This window comes from Lysinibacillus sp. NPDC047702, assembly GCF_050272555.1.
Lineage (GTDB): Bacteria > Bacillota > Bacilli > Bacillales_A > Planococcaceae > Lysinibacillus.
In genome coordinates, this window is sequence record NZ_JBNNMG010000040.1 from 21,825 (window position 1) to 42,604 (window position 20,780).

Here is a 20,780-nt window from a genome sequence, read left to right on the forward strand (position 1 = left end):
GCAGCAACACACGACTGAGTGCTCAACATATGTTGCTGCCGCTACGTTAGCACTACGCTTTCGCACAAAAAACATATGTTGGCCCAAAGCCTCTGGCGGATGTCACGGATTTTCAAAGGAATGAATAAAAGGATGTTAGCCTAAAAATCTTCGCATCCTAGTTAACTCTGTAGAACAATCAACATCAGCACAGTATTTCAAAGTCCAAGGATGCAGTTGATTATGTGAAAATTTCAAAGGATCAAGGCAGATCAAAAAGAAAAGGGGGAGTTTTTTGTGTTTAAAAGAATGAAGGAAGATGTAGAAACCATTTTTGAAAATGATCCAGCTGCGCGCAGTGTGCTTGAAGTTGTGCTAACATATTCGGGGCTGCACGCTACTTGGGCGCATCGAGTTGCTCACTGGTTCTTTAAAAAGCGTTTTTATTTTATAGCCCGTACCATTTCACAAATTAGTCGCTTCTTCACTGGAATTGAAATTCATCCTGGGGCGAAGATTGGTCGACGTTTCTTCATAGATCATGGGATGGGCGTTGTGATTGGTGAAACATGTGAAATTGGCGATAATGTAACTTTATATCAAGGTGTGACTTTAGGCGGTACAGGTAAAGAAAAAGGAAAACGTCATCCGACATTAGAGGATAATGTACTTGTGGCAACAGGCGCAAAAGTATTAGGCTCGATTACAATTGGTGAGAATAGTAAAATTGGCGCAGGCTCAGTTGTTTTAAAAGAAGTGCCACCAAATGCTACAGTTGTCGGTATACCTGGTAAAATAGTGATTAAGGATGGAATTCGTCTAGAGAAAAAACTTGACCATCAAAATATACCTGATTTAGTAGAAGAACGTTGTCAAGTTTTCGAGAAGCAGATTGCTACCTTGTAACAAGAGATCGAACGCTTACAAAAGGAGAGAGAAACACGATGAGTATACAAATCTTTAACTCATTAACACGACAAAAAGAACCTTTCGTACCGCTAGAAGAAGGCAAAGTGAAAATGTACGTTTGTGGTCCCACGGTTTATAACTATATTCATATTGGGAATTCACGACCTGTAATTGTCTATGATACAGTACGCCGATATTTTCAGTACAAAGGGTATGATGTGAAGTTTGTATCAAATTTCACAGATGTAGATGACAAAATTATAAAGGCTGCTAACGAGCTAGGTGAAGAAGTTCATGAATTAACAGAGCGCTTTATTAACGCATATTTTGAAGATGTTATAGCTTTAGGCTGTAAAAAAGCTGACGTGCATCCACGCGTTACAGAGCATATGGATGATATCATTGAATTCATTCAGGTGTTAATGGATAAGGGTTATGCTTATGAGTCTGCTGGTGATGTGTACTATCGAACGCGTAAATTTAATGGGTACGGTAAATTGTCCCATCAATCAGTTGATGATTTAAAAATCGGTGCTCGTATTGAAGCTGGTGAGAAGAAAGACGATGCATTAGATTTTGCTTTATGGAAAGCTGTTAAACCAGGTGAAATTTACTGGGAGAGTCCATGGGGAAAAGGTCGTCCTGGCTGGCATATAGAGTGCTCTGTAATGGCTAGAGAGCATCTGGGAGATACAATTGATATTCATGCTGGTGGCCAAGATTTAACATTCCCACATCATGAAAATGAAATTGCTCAATCTGAAGCTCATAATGATAAAACATTTGCGCGTTATTGGATGCACAATGGGTATATTAATATTGACAATGAAAAGATGTCCAAATCTCTAGGGAATTTTATACTTGTCAATGATATCCGCAAACAAATTAACCCACAAATTTTAAGATTCTTTATGCTTTCTGTGCACTATCGTCACCCAATTAACTTTTCAAAAGATTTAGTGGATGCTGCTGCAACTGGATTAGAACGAATCCTAACTGCTTACAACAATATCAAGCATCGATTAACAGCTACTGCTAGCTTAGGTGATCATTCAGAACAATGGCTTGAAAAAATTGAGGAACAAAAAGCTCATTTTGAAGAAGCAATGGATGATGATTTTAATACAGCCAATGGTATTTCTGTATTGTTTGAATTAGCCCGTATTGCTAATATTTATTTAAATGAAACAAACACTAATGAAAAAGTATTATCGCATTTTATGGAAACTTTTGAGGCGCTAGGTGACGTCTTAGGTATTGAATTTGCTAAAGAAGAAGAGCTGTTAGATGAAGAAATTGAAGCCCTTTTACAAGAGCGTGTAGAGGCACGTAAAAACCGTGATTTTGCCCGTTCAGATGAAATTCGTGACCATTTGCAAGCACAAGGTATCATTTTAGAAGATACGCGACAAGGAACTAGATGGAAACGAGGGTAAGTAACTTGGATAAACTCCGTAACAAAGATGTTAAACAATTGAATGCGCTAGCGTTAGCCTATATGGGAGATGCCGTTTTAGAACAAAAGGTTCGTGAGCATTTACTACGCGCTGGCCGTGTCAAACCAAACACGCTTCATAAAGAAGCCACACATTATGTGTCAGCAAAAGCGCAATCTATGATTGTTCATCGGATGATAGAGGAAAGCTTTTTAACAGAGGAGGAATTGGCTGTGTTCCGTCGCGGACGCAATGCCAAATCCGGCTCTGTGCCAAAAAATACAGATGTTCAAACTTATCGTAATAGCTCAGGTTTTGAGGCAGTGCTTGGAAGTTTGTATTTGTTAAATGAACTAGAACGCGTTTATGAAATTATTGCATACGCTATTCAAATAATCGAGGAATCGAAAGGAGTGTCGAAATAATGGCAGAGCAAAATGGTGAAATAATTGCCGGTAAAAACCCAGTGTTAGAAGCACTTCGTTCAGGCCGTGATATGAATAAAGTATGGATTGCAGAAGGTGTGAAAAAATCAGGCGTAAATGAATTACTTGATTTAGCACGAGAACGTGGTGTCATTGTTCAATTTGTCCCGAAAAAAAAGGTTGATCAATTATCAGATGCTAATCACCAAGGAATTGTTGCCTCCGTTGCAGCATATAAATATGCAGAGCTAGAGGATTTATTTGCTGCAGCAGTAAATAAACAGGAGGATCCATTTTTTTTAATATTAGATGAGCTGGAGGACCCCCATAATCTAGGTTCTATTATGCGAACTGCGGATGCGATAGGAGCACATGGGATTATAATACCAAAGCGTCGTTCAGTAAGCTTAACGGCAGTGGTGGCAAAGGCTTCGACAGGAGCTATTGAGCATGTACCTGTAGTACGTGTGAATAACCTTGCTCAGACAGTCGATGAACTTAAAGAACGAGGTGTATGGATAGCTGGTACAGATGCAAAGGGTTCTGCAGACTATCGAAAAATGGATGCTACATTACCGCTTGCGATTATTATTGGTAGTGAAGGCAAGGGAATGGGTCGCCTGCTAAAAGAGAAATGTGACTTTTTGTACCATCTACCCATGGTTGGGCATGTCACATCACTAAATGCATCAGTAGCTGCTGCACTCTTAATGTACGAAGTGTATCGTAAACGTCAAGAAGCGATTGAGTAGGCATGAAAAACATTTTGCTTGTTGACGGCTATAATATGATTGGGGCTTGGAAAGAGCTGCGGCCTTTACGTGATGCGAATTTTGCAGATGCGCGTAGAAGATTGAGTGAATTGATGGCCGAGTATAAGGCAGCAATGGGATGGCGTGTCATTATCGTTTTTGATGCACATCTTGTACCAGGTGTGGAGCAATCTTATATAGAAAATGATGTGGAAGTCATTTATACACGGAAAAACGAAACAGCAGATGAACGTATTGAAAAAATGACACATGAATTAAAGGCTAGAAATGTTCAAATCTATGTAGCAACTTCTGATATGGCGGAGCAAAGCGTTATTTTTGGTAATGGTGCTTTACGAAAATCCGCAAGAGAGCTCGAAATTGATATGGGCATTATCCAACAAAAAATTTCACATGATGTAAAGCGGAAACAAGATACCAAACCGCCTTCTCGCATAGAATTAAAGCCAGATGTTGCATTAGCCTTTGAAAAATGGCGACGTGGTTTGAAATGATTGATTGACGCATATTTTCCAATTCCGTTATACTGTTCCTAATTATCTGTTGTGGCTGAGGTGATACCATGTTTAAAAATAGCATTGTACAAGTGACACAAGATTTTGAACGATTCAATGATGAAGAACTTATTGAAATGGTGCATCAAGGTAATACAGATGCGTTAGATTATTTAATTACAAAATACCGTTTATTAGTAAGAGCGAAGGCAAGATCCTATTTTTTAATTGGAGCAGATAAGGAAGACATTGTGCAAGAAGGTATGATTGGCTTGTATAAAGCGATACGAGATTTTAAAGGAGATAAGCTGGCTTCTTTTAGAGCATTTGCTGAGCTGTGTATTACAAGGCAAATTATTACAGCGATTAAAACTGCAACTAGACAAAAACATATTCCACTTAATTCTTATGTATCCTTGGACAAGCCGATTTTTGATGAAGAATCAGATCGCACGTTAATGGATGTGTTAACAGGCGCTATTATGGATGATCCAGAAGAATTGATGATTCATAGAGAAGAGTTTGGCTATTTAGAAGAAAAGATGAGTGAGATTTTAAGTGAACTAGAATTACAAGTACTAGCTTTATACTTAGATGGACAATCTTATCATGAGATTTCTGCTAAATTAAATCGCCATGTGAAGTCCATTGACAATGCACTGCAAAGAGTAAAGCGTAAATTAGAGAGGCATTTAGTCCTCGAGGAAATGTCCTAACGATTGCATACCTTTGTTGACATGGGCAATTTTAGGTGGTAGTCTTTAAAAGACAAAGTGCCGAAAAGGTGATTATATGGCAAAAAAAGTCGTGTTAAATTGTGGAAAATGCGGGTCGAGAAATTACACGTTACCAGCTAAAGAAGGCTCAACTGTACGCCTCGAATTAAAGAAATTTTGCTCGCATTGCAATGAACATACAGTGCATAAACAAACGCTATAAAGTAACTTGTAAATAGACAGATATGATTGATTCGGAGGTTAGGCTAGAATGGGCAAAATTAAAGACTTTTTGAGCAATGTAATGTCGGAAATGCGCAAAACAAGCTGGCCAAAAAGTAAAGAACTGACGAAATATACAGTCGTTGTAATTTCAACTGTTGTAATTATGGCTTTATTTTTTGTGTTAGTAGACCTAGGTATTTCATCATTATTCCGCTGGTACTTAGATTTATAATTTAGTAAATAGCATGTTAATACTTCTGAAATAGCCCGTCCAATGCAATAACGGGTTTTTTCGTTTGTTTTATGAAGTAAACAGCAGTAAAATATTCTCATTATGATTAAGTAGGCTACGAGTGAGAGTATGAGCGTAGCTATAGATGACTATGCTAGTTTCGGTATATATCATCAGGCTTTCGCTAGCTATTAGCGAAAGCTATGTTTTTCTAAATGAGTAGTTTGTGAAAAGAGTGATGGGTGCTTTAGCATTTTGCGATTCATTTTCACTTTTATTTGTAAGGGAGGGACGGACGAGAAGTCCTAGTAGTTATGGAGAAAAATTGGTATGTTGTTCATACGTATTCAGGGTATGAAAATCGTGTAAAAGCAAACCTAGAAAAACGTGTTGAAACAATGGGGATGCAAGATAAGATTTTCCGTGTAATCGTGCCTGAACATGAGGAAACAGAAATGAAGGATGGAAAAAAACGTACAATGATGCGTAAAGTCTTTCCGGGATATGTATTAGTAGAACTAATCATGACGGATGACTCTTGGTATGTTGTACGTAATACACCAGGTGTAACGGGCTTTATCGGTTCGTCGGGCGGTGGTGCAAAACCAACACCTTTATTACCGGAAGAAGCGGATCGTCTGCTACAACAAATGGGTATGTCTGAAAAAGTTGTTGAAGTAGATATTTCGGTGGGAGAGGCTGTCGAAGTATTGGAAGGGCCTTTTGCACACTTCCAAGGACGTGTTGAAGAAATTGACACCGAAAAAGGAAAAGTGAAAGTGACTGTTGATATGTTTGGTCGTGAAACAATTATGGAGCTAAGTTTTGAACAAATAAAGAAAATCTAATGTGAGAAACCGCATTGTAAAATACTTAGATGTAAGTTTCGCAGATTTTGTAAATTACTACTTGCTTAAAAAAATTAAAAGTGGTATCATTTCATAGGTCAGACTGTCATACTTTGTTTTGGCGTCTGCAATGATAATTTTAATGTTATCGGCACTTAGCTGACAGACAGATATTGAGTGGGAGGGGCAACCCAATTACCACATCACGGACTTAAGGAGGTGTGTCTCGTGGCTAAAAAAGTTATTAAAGTTGTAAAACTTCAAATCCCTGCTGGTAAAGCAAATCCAGCTCCACCGGTTGGTCCTGCATTAGGTCAAGCAGGTGTGAATATCATGGGATTCTGTAAAGAATTCAATGCGCGTACGGCTGATCAAGCTGGTCTTATTATTCCAGTTGAAATTTCAGTATTCGAAGACCGTTCTTTCACTTTCATTACAAAAACTCCACCTGCAGCAGTTCTACTTAAAGTAGCAGCTGGTATCCAATCTGGATCTGGTGAACCAAACCGTAAAAAAGTGGCAACGGTTAAACGTGATAAAGTTCGCGAAATCGCTGAAACTAAAATGCCAGACCTTAACGCTGCTTCAGTAGAAGCTGCTATGTTAATGGTTGAAGGTACTGCACGAAGCATGGGAATTGTTATCGAAGACTAATCCCTGTTACTTGATGTTTTGTTTTTTGGAAGGTTGCGAAGTTTCTTTGTGAACGCGCAACCTTTATTCGTGGGAGGTAAAATCCGCTACAACCACAATCAAGGAGGAATTATATAATGGCTAAAAAAGGTAAAAAACTGCAAGATGCAGCAAAATTAATCGATCGTAACACACTTTACAGCGCACAAGAGGCAATTGAACTTGCTCAAAAAACTAGCACAGTAAACTTCGACGCTACTGTAGAAGTTGCTTTCCGTCTAGGTATTGATACTCGTAAAAACGACCAACAAATCCGTGGTGCTGTAGTACTACCAAACGGTACTGGTAAAACTCAACGCGTATTAGTATTTGCTAAAGGCGAAAAACTTAAAGAAGCTGAAGCAGCTGGTGCTGATTATGTAGGCGATGCAGAGTACATCCAAAAGATCCAACAAGGTTGGTTTGATTTCGATGTAATCGTAGCAACACCTGACATGATGGGTGAAGTTGGTAAACTTGGTCGCGTTTTAGGACCAAAAGGCTTAATGCCAAACCCTAAAACTGGTACAGTTACTTTTGATGTAACAAAAGCAATCGAAGAAATTAAAGCTGGTAAAGTAGAATACCGTGCTGATAAAGCTGGTATCATCCACGCTCCAATTGGTAAAGTTTCTTTTGCAGCAGATAAATTAGTAGAAAACTTCTTAACTGTATTTGATGTAGTACAAAAAGCAAAGCCTGCAGCTGCTAAAGGTACTTACATGAAATCTGTAAACGTTACAACTACAATGGGTCCAGCTGTTAAAATCGATGCTTCTAACGTAGTGGTAAAATAATCAATCTAACTTTTCATATAAATATATTGACAGTGAACTTGTATCTATGATATGATGTTTGCTGTTGTGAATCATCCATTTGTACCGTAGACAGTAGGAGTGACTTGTCACTTAATGTTCCTACCGAGGACATCGGAATTCGGATTCTTATTTAAAGATGATGACTTTCAGCCTCTGTGTCTATTTTGACCCAGAGGCTTTTCTTTTGTCGGTATAAATGACCCATTCTTATAGGAGGTGTCATAATGAGCAAAGCAATCGAAAACAAACAAGTACAAGTTCAAGAGATTACTGAAAAATTCCAAAACGCTGCTTCTGTAGTAGTTGTGGATTACCGTGGTCTTAATGTTGCACAAGTGACAGAGCTTCGTAAACAACTTCGTGAAGCTGGCGTTGAGTTCAAAGTATACAAAAATACATTAACTCGTCGTGCTACTGAAGCTGCTGGTCTTGAAGGAATCAACGACGTATTAGTTGGTCCTAACGCAATTGCGTTCTCAAATGAAGATGTAATAGCTCCTGCTAAAATCATCAACGAGTTCGCAAAGAAAAATGACGCTTTAGAAATTAAAGCAGGTATTATCGAAGGTACTGTTTCTTCAGTTGAAGATGTTAAAGCACTTGCAGAACTTCCATCACGCGAAGGTCTTCTTTCAATGCTTTTATCTGTACTTCAAGCTCCAGTGCGTAACTTCGCACTTGCAACAAAAGCTGTTGCAGAACAAAAAGAAGAACAAGGTGCATAATTTTAAACGCATCATTACTTCTGCGGCTTAAACCGCAAAAACAAATACTATCCAATTTAGGAGGAAATTATAATGAATAAAGAGCAAATCTTAGAAGCTATCAAAGCTATGACAGTTCTTGAATTAAACGATTTAGTAAAAGCTATCGAAGAAGAATTCGGTGTAACAGCTGCAGCTCCTGTAGCTGTAGTTGCTGGTGGTGCTGCTGGCGCTGCTGAAGAAAAAACAGAATTTGATGTAGTATTAGCATCTGCTGGTGCAGAAAAAATCAAAGTAATCAAAGTGGTTCGTGAAATCACTGGTTTAGGTCTTAAAGAAGCTAAAGAAGTAGTTGATAACGCTCCTAAAGCTCTTAAAGAAGGCATCTCTAAAAATGAAGCTGATGAAATCAAGGCTAAACTTGAAGAAGTTGGCGCTTCTGTAGAAGTTAAGTAATCTCGCGTTACTTTTTAACAAAAGGAAAGCTCGTCATTTTGGCGAGCTTTTTTCTTCATTCTGAGGAGGCGTGAAAATGGCAGATCACTATTATACAAATAAGCCTCAAGCTGAAAGTAAACCTCGCCACTGGACATTCAAATTATTGGGACATTCGTTTTCCTTTGAGACGGATGCAGGTGTTTTTAGTAAAAGCGAAGTAGATTTTGGATCCCGTGTGTTAATAGATGCTTTTCAAATGCCTGATATTGATGGTGCAATTTTTGATGTGGGGTGTGGGTATGGACCAATCGGTTTATCGATTGCCAAAGCAAATCCAGATCGTACTGTTTTTATGATGGATATAAACGAGCGTGCAGTTGCACTCTCACAAAAAAATGCGCAAGTAAACGGTGTTCAAAATGTACGGATATTTGTGAGTGACGGACTATCGATGGTTGACAAGGATGTAAAAGCCGCAGCTATTTTAACCAATCCTCCAATTCGCGCAGGAAAAGAAACCATTTTCCGTTTTTACGATGGAGCTTACGATAAGTTAGTGTCATCTGGTGAGCTGTGGGTAGTAATTCAGAAAAAACAAGGTGCGCCATCAACAGTAAGTTACTTAGAAGAAAAATTTTCTGAAGTCGATGTTGTGGAGAAGAAAAAAGGGTATTGGATAGTATGTGCAAAAAAATAAATGAAATATGTATAAAATATTGACTTGACAAATTGGCTATGATAATATGATACAATGCAAAAATATTATTTTGAGGTCGTGTGCCCTTTTTGTATATGATTGTTTTAATATGGGTATACTTGCCAAGATAAGTTTAGTTAACCGAAAATGAGATCTTTTTGAAGACTCGTTTTCTTTTTGTCTTTCGAAATCATACACTATTTGTATGATTTTGCAAAGACCTAATATCGCTTTATTGAGGGGTGAATGAGTTGACAGGTCAACTAGTTCAGTATGGACAACACCGCCAGCGTAGAAGCTTTGCGCGTATTAAAGAGGTGCTTGAGCTTCCAAATCTGATTGAGATTCAAACGGCGTCTTACGAGTGGTTCCTTGAAGAAGGTTTACGTGAAATGTTCCGTGACATTTCGCCGATCGAGGACTTTACAGGCAATCTTTCATTAGAATTCATTGATTATTCATTAGGAGATCCTAAGTATGAAGTCGATGAGTGTAAAGAGCGAGATGTTACTTACGCAGCTCCATTACGTGTGAAAGTACGTCTTTATAACAAAGAAACAGACGAAGTGAAAGAACAAGATGTATTCATGGGTGATTTCCCATTAATGACTGAAACAGGTACGTTCATTATCAATGGTGCTGAACGTGTAATCGTTTCACAATTAGTCCGATCACCGAGTGTGTATTTCCATGATAAAACTGATAAAAACGGTAAAAAAGGTTTTGGAGCTACAGTTATTCCGAACCGCGGTGCGTGGTTAGAATATGAAACTGATGCAAAGGATGTAGTGTATGTACGTATCGATCGTACTCGTAAGCTACCAGTAACAGTGTTACTTCGTGCATTAGGGTTTGGTTCAGACCAAGAAATTATCGATATTATTGGTGATAACGAGTATTTACGTAATACGTTAGAAAAGGATAACTCTGAAAGTACTGAAAAAGCGCTTTTAGAAATCTATGAACGTTTACGTCCAGGTGAGCCGCCAACAGTTGAAAGTGCAAAGAGCTTATTATACTCTCGCTTCTTCGATGCAAAACGCTATGATTTAGCGAATGTTGGTCGCTATAAAATGAATAAAAAGCTTCATATTAAAAATCGTTTATTTAACCAAACGATTGCTGAAACGCTTGTAGACCCAGAAACAGGCGAAATTTTAGTAGAGAAGGGTACAGTTCTTGATCGTCGTACGTTAGATAAAATCTTACCTTTCCTTGAGGATTCATCTAAAGGTATTGGTTACCGTGCTTTATCACAAGTTGGTGGAGTGCTTGAAGATGATGTAACAATCCAATCTATTAAAATTTATGCACCTAAAGATGAAGCACAAAAAGAAATCAATATTATTGGTAATGCGTATATTGATGAGGAAGTGAAAAATATCACGCCTGCTGATGTATTAGCTTCTGTAAGTTACTTCTTTAACTTACTGTACCATGTAGGGGCTACAGATGATATTGACCACTTAGGCAATCGTCGTCTGCGCTCGGTTGGGGAGTTATTACAAAATCAATTCCGAATCGGTTTATCTCGTATGGAGCGTGTAGTACGAGAGCGTATGTCCATTAATGATACAGCTGCTATTGTGCCACAGCAATTAATTAATATTCGTCCAGTAATTGCGTCAATTAAAGAGTTCTTCGGTAGCTCTCAATTATCACAATTCATGGACCAAACAAACCCATTGGCAGAGTTAACACATAAACGCCGTCTTTCCGCATTAGGGCCTGGTGGTTTAACACGTGAGCGCGCAGGTTTCGAAGTGCGTGACGTTCACTATTCTCACTATGGGCGTATGTGTCCAATTGAAACGCCAGAGGGTCCAAACATTGGTTTAATTAACTCATTATCTTCATTTGCCAAAGTTAATAAATTTGGATTCATTGAAACACCTTATCGTCGTATTGATCATGAAACAGGTAAAGTAACAGATCAAATTGATTACTTAACAGCTGACGAAGAAGACAACTACTATGTAGCACAAGCAAACTCACCATTAAATCCTGATGGTACATTTGCGAATGACGAAGTAGTAGGCCGTTTCCGTGGGGATAATACAGTATTCAATAAAGCGCAAATGGACTACATGGACGTTTCACCAAAACAAGTAGTTTCGGCTGCGACTGCATGTATCCCGTTCTTAGAAAACGATGACTCTAACCGTGCACTTATGGGTGCCAACATGCAACGTCAAGCGGTTCCTCTACTTAACCCAGAAGCACCATTCGTTGGTACTGGTATGGAACATGTTGATGCGCGTGACTCAGGTGCGGCTGTCGTGGCGAAATATGACGGTATCGTTGAGCATGTCGAAGCTCGCTCTATCCATGTTCGCCGAATTGAAGTCGTTGAAGGTAAAGAGGTTAAAGGCGATTTAACAAAATATAAATTACAAAAATTCATTCGTTCAAACCAAGGTACTTCATACAACCAACGTCCACTTGTTAAAGTTGGGGAACGTGTGAAGCCTCGTGATATTTTAGCAGATGGTCCTTCTATGGAAAAAGGCGAACTTGCTCTTGGTCGTAACGTACTTGTTGCGTTCATGACATGGAATGGCTTTAACTATGAGGATGCTGTTATTATGAGCGAACGCCTTGTAAAAGACGATGTTTATACATCTGTTCATATTGAAGAATATGAATCAGAGTCTCGTGATACAAAATTAGGACCTGAAGAAATCACACGTGATATTCCAAACGTTGGGGAAGATGCACTTCGTAATTTAGACGAACGTGGAATCATCCGCATCGGTGCTGAGGTACGTGATGGTGATATTCTTGTTGGTAAAGTAACGCCTAAAGGGGTTACAGAATTAACAGCAGAAGAACGCTTATTACATGCGATCTTCGGTGAAAAAGCGCGTGAAGTTCGTGATACTTCGTTACGTGTACCACATGGTGCAGGCGGTATTATTCTTGACGTGAAGGTATTTAATCGTGAAGATGGCGATGAATTACCACCAGGTGTTAACCAATTAGTTCGTGCTTACATTGTTCAAAAACGTAAAATACGTGTTGGGGATAAAATGGCCGGACGTCACGGTAATAAAGGGGTTATCTCTCGTATCTTACCAGAAGAAGATATGCCATTCATGCCAGATGGAACGCCTGTCGATATTATGTTAAATCCACTTGGTGTACCATCTCGTATGAATATCGGACAAGTTTTAGAACTACACTTAGGTATGGCTTCCCGTTACCTAGGCGTTCATATGGCAACACCAGTATTCGATGGTGCCAACGAGGAAGATGTTTGGGAAACAATGGAAGAGGCTGGCATGAATCGTGATGGTAAAACAATCCTGTATGATGGACGTTCAGGTGAACCGTTCGATAACCGTGTATCAGTAGGTATCATGTATATGATTAAACTTGCTCACATGGTTGATGATAAACTTCACGCACGTTCAACAGGGCCTTATTCACTTGTAACCCAACAACCGCTTGGTGGTAAAGCACAGTTCGGTGGACAACGCTTTGGTGAGATGGAGGTATGGGCACTTGAAGCATACGGTGCTGCTTACACACTTCAAGAAATCTTAACAGTTAAATCCGATGATGTTGTTGGTCGTGTGAAAACATACGAAGCCATCGTTAAGGGTGAAAGTGTACCAGAGCCAGGCGTTCCTGAATCATTCAAAGTATTGATTAAAGAACTTCAATCTCTAGGTATGGATGTAAAAATGTTAACAATCAATGATGAAGAAGTAGAGCTTCGTGATTTAGACGAAGAAGAAGATCTTCAGCCAGCTGATGCTCTTAACATTGCACCAAATGTAGATAAAGAAGAAGAGCCAGTAGAGTCATTTGAATAATTAATTTCAAATTAGTCGGGCAGGATTTAATGCCCTGTCCGACTTTTTCTTTTTAATGAATAACTATTTTAATCTTTTGTCAAAGAAGTACATTTTTTTGCAAACGATTGTCGAGCTGCGTAAAAGAGTCTTTATAAAGACCTATACTAGAGGGAGGTAGGCTCCTTGATAGACGTTAATGAATTTGAATATATGAAAATTGGTTTAGCTTCTCCTGACAAGATTCGCTCTTGGTCATACGGTGAAGTAAAAAAACCAGAAACAATTAACTATCGTACATTAAAACCAGAAAAAGATGGTTTATTCTGTGAGCGTATTTTCGGTCCAACAAAGGACTGGGAATGTCATTGTGGTAAGTACAAACGTGTACGCTATAAAGGCGTAGTTTGTGATCGTTGTGGTGTTGAGGTAACACGTGCTAAAGTACGTCGTGAACGTATGGGCCACATCGAATTAGCAGCACCAGTTTCTCATATCTGGTACTTCAAAGGTATTCCTAGCCGTATGGGTCTTATTTTAGATATGTCCCCACGTGCATTAGAAGAGGTAATTTACTTTGCATCCTATGTTGTTATTGAGCCAGGTGCAACAAACTTAGAAAGCAAACAACTACTTTCTGAAAAAGAGTATCGTGCATATCGTGAAAAATTCGGTAACACATTCGAAGCATCTATGGGTGCAGAAGCAATCAAGAAATTATTGGGCAAAATTGATCTTGAGGATGAAACCCAATCTTTAAAAGAAGAGCTGAAATCTGCACAAGGTCAACGTCGTACGCGTGCCATCAAACGTCTAGAAGTTGTTGAATCTTTCCGTAACTCAGGTAACTCACCTGAATGGATGATTTTAGATGTACTACCTGTTATTCCACCAGAGCTTCGTCCAATGGTGCAATTAGATGGTGGTCGTTTCGCTACTTCTGACTTAAACGATTTATATCGTCGTGTAATCAACCGTAACAACCGTTTAAAACGTTTACTAGACCTTGGTGCTCCAAGCATTATCGTTCAAAATGAAAAACGTATGTTACAAGAAGCTGTTGATGCATTAATTGATAACGGTCGTCGTGGTCGTCCTGTAACAGGTCCAGGTAATCGTCCGCTAAAATCACTTTCACATATGCTAAAAGGTAAACAAGGTCGTTTCCGTCAAAACTTACTAGGTAAACGTGTTGACTACTCTGGTCGTTCCGTTATTGTAGTAGGTCCAAACTTAAAAATGTATCAATGTGGTCTACCAAAAGAAATGGCTATTGAATTATTCAAGCCGTTTGTTATGAAAGAATTAGTTGAACGTGGTCTTGCTCATAATATTAAATCTGCTAAACGTAAAATCGAACGTTTAAACAACGACGTATGGGACGTTTTAGAAGATGTAATTCGTGAGCATCCAGTGTTACTGAATCGTGCACCTACACTTCACCGTCTTGGTATTCAAGCGTTCGAACCAACATTAGTTGAAGGTCGTGCTATTCGTCTTCATCCATTGGTATGTACAGCTTACAACGCTGACTTCGATGGTGACCAAATGGCGGTTCACGTACCATTATCAGCTGAAGCACAAGCAGAAGCTCGTCTATTAATGCTTGCTGCACAAAATATCCTTAACCCGAAAGACGGTAAACCAGTTGTAACACCTTCTCAAGATATGGTATTAGGAAACTATTACTTAACACTTGAGCGTGAAGGTGCTCGAGGGGAAGGCTCTGTTTTCTATGGTCCAAACGAAGTGTTAATTGCATATGATACAGGTCATGTTCACTTGCATACTCGTATTGCCATTAAAGCAAGTTCGTTAAGCAATCCAAGATTTACAGAAGAACAAAATAATAAATTCTTATTAACAACTGTTGGGAAAGTAATCTTTAACGAAATCTTGCCTAAATCATTCCCGTATATTAATGAGCCAACTGATTTCAACTTAGAGCAAGAAACACCAGACAAATTCTTTGTTAACTTAACAATTGACGAAGAAACGTTAAAAGAGCTTGAGGCTGATGCGACTTATAATGCACTTGATGAAAAGGGCAAAATTAATGCACAACGTATAGCTGTACTACGCAAATACTTTGCATCAGTACCAGTTGTGAACCCGTTCCGTAAAAAATTCTTAGGAAATATCATTGCCGAAGTATTTAAACGTTTCCACATTACAGAAACATCTAAAATGCTTGACCGCATGAAAAACCTAGGATTCAAATATTCAACACGCGCTGGTATTACAGTTGGTGTTTCTGACATTGTTGTATTACCAGATAAAGGCGATATTTTAGCAATAGCACAAGACAAAGTAGATAAAGTGCAAGCACAATTCCGTCGTGGTTTCATCACAGAGGAAGAACGTTATGACCGCGTTATCTCTAGTTGGAGTGCTGCGAAAGATGAAATCCAATCAAAACTAATGAAATCACTTGAGAAAACAAACCCAATCTTCATGATGTCTGATTCAGGTGCCCGTGGTAATGCCTCTAACTTTACACAATTAGCAGGTATGCGTGGTCTGATGGCCAATCCGGCTGGTCGTATCATTGAACTTCCAATCAAATCTTCATTCCGTGAAGGTTTAACGGTATTGGAATACTTCATCTCTACACATGGTGCCCGTAAAGGTCTTGCCGATACAGCCCTAAAAACTGCCGATTCAGGTTACTTAACTCGTCGTCTAGTAGACGTAGCACAGGATGTTATCGTTCGTGAAGATGATTGTGGAACTGACCGCGGTTTAACAATCGGCGCGTTAATGGAAGGTACAGAGTTAATTGAAGCGTTAGACGAACGTATTGTTGGTCGTCATACGAAGAAAACAATCTATCATCCAGAAACAGGCGAAGTGATTTTAGCAAAAGACGGATTAATCGATCAAGATATCGCTCGTATTATTACTGAGTTAGGTATTGAAGAAGTAACAATTCGTTCTGCATTTACATGTAATACAAAACATGGCGTATGTAAAAAATGTTACGGCATGAACTTAGCAACAGGTGAAGAGGTTGAAGTTGGAGAAGCAGTTGGTATCATTGCTGCTCAATCAATCGGTGAACCAGGTACACAGTTAACAATGCGTACATTCCATACAGGTGGGGTTGCCGGGGATGATATTACACAAGGTCTTCCGCGTATCCAAGAGATCTTTGAAGCACGTAATCCTAAAGGTCAATCAGTTATTTCTGATATCGCGGGTACTGTTTCAGACATCACTGAAATCCGTGAAGGTCTAAAAGAAATTACAATTGAAGGTGATGTAGAAACACGTAAATACCCAGCACCTTACAATGCGCGTCTGAAAGTACAAGAAGGCGACTTTGTAGAACGTGGTCAGGTATTGACAGAAGGTTCTATCGATCCAAAACAATTACTAAAAGTTAAAGACGTTTCAACAGTTCAAGAGTATCTGTTAAAAGAAGTACAAAAAGTATACCGTATGCAAGGGGTAGAAATTGGAGATAAACATATCGAAGTAATGGTACGTCAAATGCTTCGTAAAGTGCGTGTAATTGAAGCTGGTGATACAGAATTATTACCTGGTTCATTACTAGATATCCACCAATTCTCAGAGGCAAATGCAGATGCTGTTATAAACGGCAAAAACCCTGCAACTTGCCGTCCTGTAATTCTTGGTATTACAAAAGCTTCACTTGAAACAGAATCGTTCTTATCTGCCGCATCATTCCAAGAAACAACTCGTGTCTTAACAGATGCTGCAATTAAAGGTAAACGTGACGAACTTCTAGGATTAAAAGAGAACGTAATTATCGGTAAACTTGTTCCTGCAGGTACTGGTATGCAACGTTACCGTCAAATCCGCATTGAAAAAGATGAGCTTGATTTAGAAGAAACTATTTCTGCTGAATAACTATTAAAATGAGCTCCGGAGAGATGGTAAAAACCCATCTCTTCGGACTTTTTAAAGATATTAGTTGACAGTGGTAATTGGTAATGATAATATATTGAAGGTTGATAGTTAACTGTCTGTACTTCGGAGGATATGCAAATGTCTTATGATAAAGTAAGGGCTAGTAAAACAATCATAGGTACAAAGCAAGCAGTAAAAGCAATGCGCGATGGTTCAGTGAAAGAACTTTTTGTGGCACTTGATGCAGACAATTGGGTAACCGATTTGGCCATTACTTTCGCGAGAGAAATCGGTGTGCCAGTTATTCTTGTTGAGTCCAAAAAGGAACTGGGCAAGGCCTGTGGAATCCACGTTGGAGCAGCGGTTGTTGCTATTGCTGTAGAGTAGTTTTTGTGTATAAAACACAAAGACTTTGTTTTTACCCAAAAAATGAACCACCTGGATGTGTGGTATTAACAAGGAATAAATGAAGGGAGGAAATACCGATGCCTACAATTAACCAATTAGTACGTAAGCCTCGTCAATCTAAAAGCACGAAATCAAAATCACCAGCGTTAAACAAAGGATATAACTCATTTAAAAAATCTTTAACTGATGTTAAGTCTCCACAAAAACGCGGTGTTTGTACTCGTGTTGGTACAATGACACCTCGTAAACCAAACTCAGCGTTACGTAAATACGCTCGTGTACGTTTAACTAACCAAATTGAGGTTACAGCTTATATCCCAGGTGAAGGCCACAACTTACAAGAGCACAGTGTTGTTCTTATCCGTGGCGGACGCGTAAAAGACTTAGCGGGTGTTCGTTACCATATCGTACGTGGAGCTCTTGATACAGCTGGTGTAAACGGTCGTTTACAATCACGTTCTAAATACGGAACAAAACGCCCTAAAGAGAAAAAATAATTTAACGTTTAATTAACGTTATTTCATAAATGAGCCTCATACTAGTTGTCACAAATATCAAATCTTGCTAGCAGATTTGATATTGACTGACAAATACGACAAGGTCAACTTTATAAAAATAAATCGATAACTATTCGAAAGGAGGAAAACACATGCCTCGTAAAGGTCCTGTTTCCAAACGTGACGTGTTACCAGATCCAATTTATAGTTCAAAACTAGTAACTCGTTTAATCAATAAAATGATGGTTGATGGTAAAAGAGGTACTTCTCAAAAGATTTTATACGGTGCGTTCGAGATTGTTAAAGAACGTTCTGGTGAAAATCCAATTGAAGTATTCGAAGCTGCTCTAAATAACGTAATGCCAGTTCTTGAAGTACGCGCTCGCCGTGTTGGTGGTTCTAACTACCAAGTACCAGTTGAAGTACGTCCAGAACGTCGTACAACTTTAGGTCTTCGTTACCTAGTTAACTATTCTCGTCTTCGTGGTGAAAAAACTATGGAAGAGCGTTTAGCTAACGAAATTCTAGATGCTTCAAACAACACTGGTGCATCAGTTAAGAAACGTGAAGATATGCACAAAATGGCAGAAGCGAACAAAGCATTCGCTCACTACCGTTGGTAATTTAACCTATGTGTTAGCTAATTGGCTAACACAAGGTCTTTTATACAATCTTTACCCCAATATGGAAGGAGAAATTTCCTATGAAACGCGAATTCTCACTTGAGAATACTCGTAATATTGGGATCATGGCTCACATTGATGCTGGTAAAACAACAACAACTGAGCGTATCCTTTATTACACTGGTAAGATTCACAAAATCGGTGAAACACATGAAGGCGCTTCTCAAATGGACTGGATGGAGCAAGAGCAAGAACGTGGTATTACAATCACTTCTGCTGCAACAACAGCACAATGGGCAGGTCACCGTGTAAACATCATCGATACTCCTGGACACGTAGACTTCACTGTAGAAGTAGAACGTTCATTACGCGTACTTGACGGTGCTGTAACAGTACTTGATGCTCAATCAGGTGTTGAGCCTCAAACTGAAACTGTATGGCGTCAAGCTACAACATATGGTGTTCCACGTATTGTATTCATTAACAAAATGGATAAAACAGGAGCAGATTTCTTATACTCTGTAGGAACTCTACATGAGCGATTACAAGCAAATGCTCACCCTGTCCAATTACCTATCGGAGCTGAAGATCAGTTCTCTGCTATCATTGACTTAGTTGAAATGAAAGCTACTTTCTACGGTGATGAGAAGGGTACAGCAGTAACTGAAGGAGAAATTCCTGCAGAATACCGTGAACAAGCTGAAGAATACCGTGAAAAATTAATCGACGCCGTTGCAAGTGTTGATGAAGAAATCATGGAAAAATATTTAGAAGGCGAAGAAATTACTGTTGCTGAGCTAAAAGCGGCTATTCGTCGTGCTACAATCGCAGTAGAATTCTACCCAGTAATCTGTGGTACAGCATTCAAACACAAAGGCGTACGCCCAATGTTAAATGCAGTTATCGATTACTTACCATCTCCAGTTGATGTACCAGCAATCAAAGGTACTACAGTTGATGGTGACGAAGAGTTAGAACGTAAATCTTCTGATGAAGAGCCATTCTCAGCTCTTGCATTCAAAGTTATGACTGACCCATTCGTAGGTAAATTAACATTCTTCCGTGTGTACTCTGGAACATTAGATTCAGGTTCATACGTACAAAACTCTTCTAAAGGTAAACGTGAACGTGTTGGTCGTATCCTACAAATGCACGCTAACTCTCGTGAAGAGATTTCTAAAGTATTCGCTGGGGACATCGCAGCAGCAGTAGGTCTTAAAGATACTACTACTGGTGACACTCTATGTGACGAGAAAAACCTAGTTATTCTTGAATCAATGGAATTCCCTGAGCCAGTAATTTCTCTTTCTGTAGAACCAAAATCAAAAGCTGACCAAGATAAAATGGGTCAAGCTTTAGCTAAACTTCAAGAAGAGGATCCAACTTTCCGTGCTCACACTGACACAGAAACTGGACAAACAATCATCTCAGGTATGGGTGAGCTTCACCTTGATATCTTAGTTGACCGTATGCGCCGTGAATTTAAAGTAGAAGCTAACGTAGGTGCTCCAATGGTATCTTACCGTGAAACATTCCGTGGCTCTGCAAAAGTTCAAGGTAAATTCACTCGCCAATCTGGTGGTCGTGGACAATACGGAGACGTAACGATTGAGTTCTCTCCAAATGAAGAAGGTAAAGGCTTTGAATTCGAAAACGCTATCGTTGGTGGTGTAGTACCTCGTGAATACATTCCTGCAGTAGAAGCTGGTCTTCGTGACTCTCTTGACCGCGGTGTAGTTGCTGGATACCCACTAATCGACATTAAGGCGAAATTAGTATTCGGTTCTTACCATGACGTTGACTCGAATGAGATGGCGTTCAAAATTGCTGCATCTATGGCACTTAAAGAAGCTGCGAAACAATGTGACGCTGTTATCTTAGAACCAATGATGAAAGTTGAAGTTGTAATTCCAGAAGAATATCTTGGTGATATCATGGGTAACATTACTTCTCGTCGTGGACGCGTTGAGGGTATGGATGCTCGCGGTAACTCACAAGTTGTTCGTGCAATGGTTCCTTTAGCGGAAATGTTTGGTTATGCAACGACTCTTCGTTCTGCAACGCAAGGTCGTGGTGTATTCTCAATGACATTTGATCATTATGAAGAAGTACCAAAATCAATCGCTGCTGAAATCATCAAAAAAAATAAAGGTGAATAATTGAATTTTCATCTTGCATAAAGTATAACTAATTTGTAAGCTATGATTGCAGGATAG

General features: G+C 39.2%; 20 protein-coding genes and 1 other annotated feature. All 20 genes read left to right on the forward strand.

Going from position 1 to position 20,780, the window contains the following annotated elements; translation table 11 throughout:
* Nucleotides 1-276: 276 nt before the first annotated feature.
* The 20 genes from epsC (at nt 277) to fusA (ending at nt 20,723) form a co-directional block, all read left to right on the forward strand.
* Complete coding sequence (gene epsC / locus ACQKIM_RS17635) at nt 277-885, forward strand: serine O-acetyltransferase EpsC (protein ID WP_427546241.1); 609 nt, start codon at nt 277-279, stop codon at nt 883-885.
* A 38-nt stretch (nt 886-923) separates the two neighbouring features.
* The gene (gene cysS, locus ACQKIM_RS17640; RefSeq protein WP_427546243.1) at nt 924-2,324 is read left to right on the forward strand and encodes a cysteine--tRNA ligase; all 1,401 of its coding nucleotides are present in this window, start codon (nt 924-926) and stop codon (nt 2,322-2,324) included.
* A complete protein-coding gene (locus ACQKIM_RS17645; RefSeq protein ID WP_427546245.1) occupies nt 2,309-2,749 on the forward strand; it encodes a Mini-ribonuclease 3 in 441 nt (146 codons plus the stop codon). Before cysS ends, ACQKIM_RS17645 begins: the two co-directional genes overlap by 16 nt.
* The gene (gene rlmB / locus ACQKIM_RS17650; RefSeq protein ID WP_427546247.1) at nt 2,749-3,501 is read left to right on the forward strand and encodes a 23S rRNA (guanosine(2251)-2'-O)-methyltransferase RlmB; all 753 of its coding nucleotides are present in this window, start codon (nt 2,749-2,751) and stop codon (nt 3,499-3,501) included. The genes ACQKIM_RS17645 and rlmB overlap by 1 nt, the downstream gene beginning before the upstream one ends.
* A gap of 2 nt (nt 3,502-3,503) precedes the next feature.
* Entirely contained in the window at nt 3,504-4,016 is a 513-nt protein-coding gene (locus tag ACQKIM_RS17655; protein ID WP_427546249.1) for an NYN domain-containing protein, read from the forward strand.
* Between the two features lie 68 nt (nt 4,017-4,084).
* Nucleotides 4,085-4,732: an RNA polymerase sporulation sigma factor SigH gene (gene sigH, locus ACQKIM_RS17660; RefSeq protein ID WP_286925554.1), complete on the forward strand. Its 648-nt coding sequence runs from the start codon at nt 4,085-4,087 to the stop codon at nt 4,730-4,732.
* A gap of 76 nt (nt 4,733-4,808) precedes the next feature.
* Nucleotides 4,809-4,955 carry a 50S ribosomal protein L33 gene (gene rpmG / locus ACQKIM_RS17665; protein ID WP_427546251.1) on the forward strand — a complete coding sequence of 49 codons (147 nt, stop codon included), beginning with the start codon at nt 4,809-4,811 and terminating at the stop codon, nt 4,953-4,955.
* A 48-nt stretch (nt 4,956-5,003) separates the two neighbouring features.
* Nucleotides 5,004-5,189 carry a preprotein translocase subunit SecE gene (secE, locus tag ACQKIM_RS17670; RefSeq protein ID WP_427546253.1) on the forward strand — a complete coding sequence of 62 codons (186 nt, stop codon included), beginning with the start codon at nt 5,004-5,006 and terminating at the stop codon, nt 5,187-5,189.
* A gap of 314 nt (nt 5,190-5,503) precedes the next feature.
* Nucleotides 5,504-6,037: a transcription termination/antitermination protein NusG gene (nusG, locus tag ACQKIM_RS17675; RefSeq protein ID WP_427546255.1), complete on the forward strand. Its 534-nt coding sequence runs from the start codon at nt 5,504-5,506 to the stop codon at nt 6,035-6,037.
* A gap of 228 nt (nt 6,038-6,265) precedes the next feature.
* Complete coding sequence (rplK, locus tag ACQKIM_RS17680; protein WP_004233593.1) at nt 6,266-6,691, forward strand: 50S ribosomal protein L11; 426 nt, start codon at nt 6,266-6,268, stop codon at nt 6,689-6,691.
* Between the two features lie 116 nt (nt 6,692-6,807).
* Complete coding sequence (gene rplA / locus ACQKIM_RS17685) at nt 6,808-7,506, forward strand: 50S ribosomal protein L1 (RefSeq protein ID WP_427546257.1); 699 nt, start codon at nt 6,808-6,810, stop codon at nt 7,504-7,506.
* Between the two features lie 66 nt (nt 7,507-7,572).
* Nucleotides 7,573-7,719 (forward strand) — a sequence feature (ribosomal protein L10 leader region).
* Nucleotides 7,720-7,751: 32 nt separating this feature from the next.
* The gene (gene rplJ, locus ACQKIM_RS17690) at nt 7,752-8,252 is read left to right on the forward strand and encodes a 50S ribosomal protein L10 (protein WP_427546259.1); all 501 of its coding nucleotides are present in this window, start codon (nt 7,752-7,754) and stop codon (nt 8,250-8,252) included.
* Between the two features lie 72 nt (nt 8,253-8,324).
* Entirely contained in the window at nt 8,325-8,687 is a 363-nt protein-coding gene (rplL, locus tag ACQKIM_RS17695; RefSeq protein ID WP_427546261.1) for a 50S ribosomal protein L7/L12, read from the forward strand.
* Between the two features lie 76 nt (nt 8,688-8,763).
* The gene (locus ACQKIM_RS17700; RefSeq protein ID WP_427546263.1) at nt 8,764-9,366 is read left to right on the forward strand and encodes a class I SAM-dependent methyltransferase; all 603 of its coding nucleotides are present in this window, start codon (nt 8,764-8,766) and stop codon (nt 9,364-9,366) included.
* A gap of 242 nt (nt 9,367-9,608) precedes the next feature.
* The gene (rpoB, locus tag ACQKIM_RS17705; protein WP_427546265.1) at nt 9,609-13,184 is read left to right on the forward strand and encodes a DNA-directed RNA polymerase subunit beta; all 3,576 of its coding nucleotides are present in this window, start codon (nt 9,609-9,611) and stop codon (nt 13,182-13,184) included.
* Nucleotides 13,185-13,349: 165 nt separating this feature from the next.
* Nucleotides 13,350-17,036, forward strand: coding sequence for a DNA-directed RNA polymerase subunit beta' (gene rpoC / locus ACQKIM_RS17710; RefSeq protein WP_427546267.1), 3,687 nt, complete (start codon nt 13,350-13,352; stop codon nt 17,034-17,036).
* Nucleotides 17,037-17,174: 138 nt separating this feature from the next.
* On the forward strand, nt 17,175-17,423 hold the full coding sequence (locus ACQKIM_RS17715) for a ribosomal L7Ae/L30e/S12e/Gadd45 family protein (RefSeq protein ID WP_427546269.1): 249 nt from the start codon (nt 17,175-17,177) through the stop codon (nt 17,421-17,423).
* 98 nt (nt 17,424-17,521) lie between these two features.
* Nucleotides 17,522-17,941 carry a 30S ribosomal protein S12 gene (gene rpsL, locus ACQKIM_RS17720; protein WP_008181595.1) on the forward strand — a complete coding sequence of 140 codons (420 nt, stop codon included), beginning with the start codon at nt 17,522-17,524 and terminating at the stop codon, nt 17,939-17,941.
* A 152-nt stretch (nt 17,942-18,093) separates the two neighbouring features.
* Nucleotides 18,094-18,564 carry a 30S ribosomal protein S7 gene (gene rpsG, locus ACQKIM_RS17725; RefSeq protein ID WP_010860612.1) on the forward strand — a complete coding sequence of 157 codons (471 nt, stop codon included), beginning with the start codon at nt 18,094-18,096 and terminating at the stop codon, nt 18,562-18,564.
* Nucleotides 18,565-18,644: 80 nt separating this feature from the next.
* Nucleotides 18,645-20,723 (forward strand): elongation factor G, encoded by a 2,079-nt coding sequence (gene fusA / locus ACQKIM_RS17730; protein WP_427546271.1) that lies wholly within the window; start codon nt 18,645-18,647, stop codon nt 20,721-20,723.
* Nucleotides 20,724-20,780: the final 57 nt, after the last annotated feature.

Bases quoted from the DNA above. Each gene is read 5' to 3' on its own strand.
- rpsL (WP_008181595.1), top strand. From the start codon at position 17,522: ATGCCTACAATTAACCAATTAGTACGTAAGCCTCGTCAATCTAAAAGC.
- rplA (WP_427546257.1), top strand. From the start codon at position 6,808: ATGGCTAAAAAAGGTAAAAAACTGCAAGATGCAGCAAAATTAATCGAT.
- sigH (WP_286925554.1), top strand. From the start codon at position 4,085: ATGTTTAAAAATAGCATTGTACAAGTGACACAAGATTTTGAACGATTC.
- cysS (WP_427546243.1), top strand. From the start codon at position 924: ATGAGTATACAAATCTTTAACTCATTAACACGACAAAAAGAACCTTTC.
- ACQKIM_RS17700 (WP_427546263.1), top strand. From the start codon at position 8,764: ATGGCAGATCACTATTATACAAATAAGCCTCAAGCTGAAAGTAAACCT.
- rpsG (WP_010860612.1), top strand. From the start codon at position 18,094: ATGCCTCGTAAAGGTCCTGTTTCCAAACGTGACGTGTTACCAGATCCA.
- ACQKIM_RS17655 (WP_427546249.1), top strand. From the start codon at position 3,504: ATGAAAAACATTTTGCTTGTTGACGGCTATAATATGATTGGGGCTTGG.
- rlmB (WP_427546247.1), top strand. From the start codon at position 2,749: ATGGCAGAGCAAAATGGTGAAATAATTGCCGGTAAAAACCCAGTGTTA.
- fusA (WP_427546271.1), top strand. From the start codon at position 18,645: ATGAAACGCGAATTCTCACTTGAGAATACTCGTAATATTGGGATCATG.
- ACQKIM_RS17715 (WP_427546269.1), top strand. From the start codon at position 17,175: ATGTCTTATGATAAAGTAAGGGCTAGTAAAACAATCATAGGTACAAAG.
- nusG (WP_427546255.1), top strand. From the start codon at position 5,504: ATGGAGAAAAATTGGTATGTTGTTCATACGTATTCAGGGTATGAAAAT.
- rplL (WP_427546261.1), top strand. From the start codon at position 8,325: ATGAATAAAGAGCAAATCTTAGAAGCTATCAAAGCTATGACAGTTCTT.
- rpmG (WP_427546251.1), top strand. From the start codon at position 4,809: ATGGCAAAAAAAGTCGTGTTAAATTGTGGAAAATGCGGGTCGAGAAAT.
- ACQKIM_RS17645 (WP_427546245.1), top strand. From the start codon at position 2,309: ATGGAAACGAGGGTAAGTAACTTGGATAAACTCCGTAACAAAGATGTT.
- secE (WP_427546253.1), top strand. From the start codon at position 5,004: ATGGGCAAAATTAAAGACTTTTTGAGCAATGTAATGTCGGAAATGCGC.
- rplJ (WP_427546259.1), top strand. From the start codon at position 7,752: ATGAGCAAAGCAATCGAAAACAAACAAGTACAAGTTCAAGAGATTACT.